1 protein-coding gene is annotated in these 2,353 nt (G+C 42.5%); it reads left to right on the top strand.

Going from position 1 to position 2,353, the window contains the following annotated elements; all coding sequences use genetic code 11:
- Positions 1-861 precede the first annotated feature (861 nt).
- Complete coding sequence (locus tag AK965_RS20135; RefSeq protein WP_099081248.1) at positions 862-1,569, top strand: SDR family oxidoreductase; 708 nt, start codon at positions 862-864, stop codon at positions 1,567-1,569.
- The last annotated feature ends 784 nt before the right edge of the window (positions 1,570-2,353 follow it).

The raw sequence follows: 2,353 nt of genomic DNA, 5'->3' as shown, positions 1-2,353 counted from the left end.
CCAATATTCGCCCTTTTCGCCGCCTTTCCACCCTATTTCCCCGACACTTTCACACCTAGGCTACAGCTACGTACATTCAGCCTGAGAGATCCGTTGCGGAAATAACGCCTTGCTAAGGTGTGAGTAACGCAATACAAAAGCTACCGCACAGCGCCTTAATCATCATAAGCCACCGCATAGTAAAAATGCCACGCGTTACGAATCACTCTTAAGCAATTTGTTAGTACATGCGCTACTTCTATTTATGCGCTCCAAGATATTGAAAACTGGCATGATATGAAAGACTTTGAACACTGAAGTGAGACGGGCAGCTACAAAACTTTGCCCCAATTGAAAGACGGAAGTTGGCTAGAAGAAAAACGCACTTAACTCCCCGGCTTTCACTGACTGCAAATTAGAAAAGGATTCGGTACTCGCACTTTGATAGCAACACCCAACGAACGACAAGACTAACTTAGTAAGTACAACGAAAACGAAGAAGCGCCAAAGAAATAAGCTAAGAGTTAGAGACCGTAAACGGTGAAATCAAAGCAAACACTCCGTATATAGTGCCACCGGAAAGAACGTGAAAGGTACAGACTGAAAGGTGTAAAGACAAGCGCCAAAACAGATAAACACCAAAACTTATGACTTTTGATGTCAAACCCGTACTAACGCCAAATTAAGGTGTGAACAACGCCAACACCTTACCTAACGCATTGTGCCATAAACACTAAACTGGCTTGAAGTGAAGGTGCCAAGCGTTGTGAATCACTCTTAAATTTTTTGTTATGCCTTCGGTGTAAAAACCTGTTCGCATTTGGGAAACTATTTAGTACATTACCCCGACAGCACGCTTATTACACCGTATAGGGAGACAATATGTCTAATGTTGCCTTAATTACTGGCGCTAGTCGCGGAATTGGTAAAACTATTTCTCATTACTTTGCTCAGGAAGGATACTCTTTAGTATTACTTGCCTTAAATGTAGAAAACCTTGAGCAGATTAAAGCAGAGCTGAAGTCCCAGTATTCCACATGCCTAGTGAATACAGTATCGGTCGATTTCAATAACCCTTCTGACGTTGAAACAGCCATCACTTCAATCATCAAAGAACATGGAAGCATTGATGTTATGGTTAACAGTGCTGGTGTCTTAGCTGCCGGTAATACTAATCTTCCTTTAGTTAAACTGACTGAGCTAGTGAATGTAAACCTACTATCCACAATTACTGCTTGTAATTTGGTTGCTGAGAAAATGAAACAGCAAGGCTACGGAGAAATATACAACCTTGGTTCTACTGCAGGTTTAGCTCCTGTCCCGAAGATCGCAGCATATTCAGCAACAAAAGCTGCGATTGTTAGCTATAGCCAATCGCTTTATCAAGAGCTTCTTCCTTTTGGGGTCAAGGTCTGCTGTTTATGCCCTAGTGTCGTGGACACTGACATGACGAATGATGGACGTATTGATAATAACTTAAAGATTGAAACACAAGATCTAGCAAAAGCACTCAGCTTTATTCGAATCCTATCTCCTGGTGCTGCGGTAAGCACACTCTCAATCCGCTGCAGTGTCATAGATTTAGAATAGTTCGGAACTCTAAAAGAAGGCATAACGCCCTGCTAAGGGGTGAGCAACGCAATACCGATGTTGCCGCATACCGCCTTAATCACTAAATTCAACGCACAGTAAAAATGCCACGCGTTGTGAATCCCTCTTGAGCAGCTTGTTAGTGCGCTGCCCTTAAAGCTTATGACATTTGCCAAGACATTGAAATATAGCACGAAATTTTAGCTTAAAACGCGAAAGCTAAATGGACAACTGCCAATCTGAAACCAATACTCAGAACGCGAGTTGGCTAGAATAAAAACGCGCAAAACTCGATGATTTTCAGCACCTTTAAATTTGCAAAGGAGACTGACTTCGAACTTTCCCGACGACACCAAAGAAACGATTTTTCGCCGAAAAACCATCCGAGACAAAGAAGCCACGCCAATGAAATTGCCCGAAAGTTAGAAACCGTAAACGACGTTGGCAACACGATCACTGCACATCTAGTGCCACCGGAGAGAACGTGAAAGGCACATTTGAACCGCTGTAAAGCAGAGCAAAGAAACCAATAAACACCAAATTTTACAATCTTTGATGCCCATCCCGTACTAACGCCCAATTAAGGGGTGAGCAACGCTACCACCAAAACCTAAAGCATTGTGCCGTAATCACTTAATTTGAAGTAGAACCCAAAATGCCAAGCGTTGGGAATCCCTCTTAAATTGTTTGTATGGGAAATTATCCCTCTAAATCGACCAGTTTCGGGTAATGTGAGACCCAGGCTTTAGCTGCAACTAAAGCTTTCCATGTAGTAGTTCGTTTA

Source organism: Vibrio sp. PID17_43, assembly GCF_002608565.1.
Classification (GTDB): domain Bacteria; phylum Pseudomonadota; class Gammaproteobacteria; order Enterobacterales; family Vibrionaceae; genus Vibrio.
Note: the sequence above shows the minus strand (reverse complement) of the source record. Positions and strands in the feature narration are given on the sequence as shown.

Excerpts from the sequence above, each read along its gene's own strand:
- AK965_RS20135 (WP_099081248.1), top strand. The coding sequence starts at position 862 with ATGTCTAATGTTGCCTTAATTACTGGCGCTAGTCGCGGAATTGGTAAA.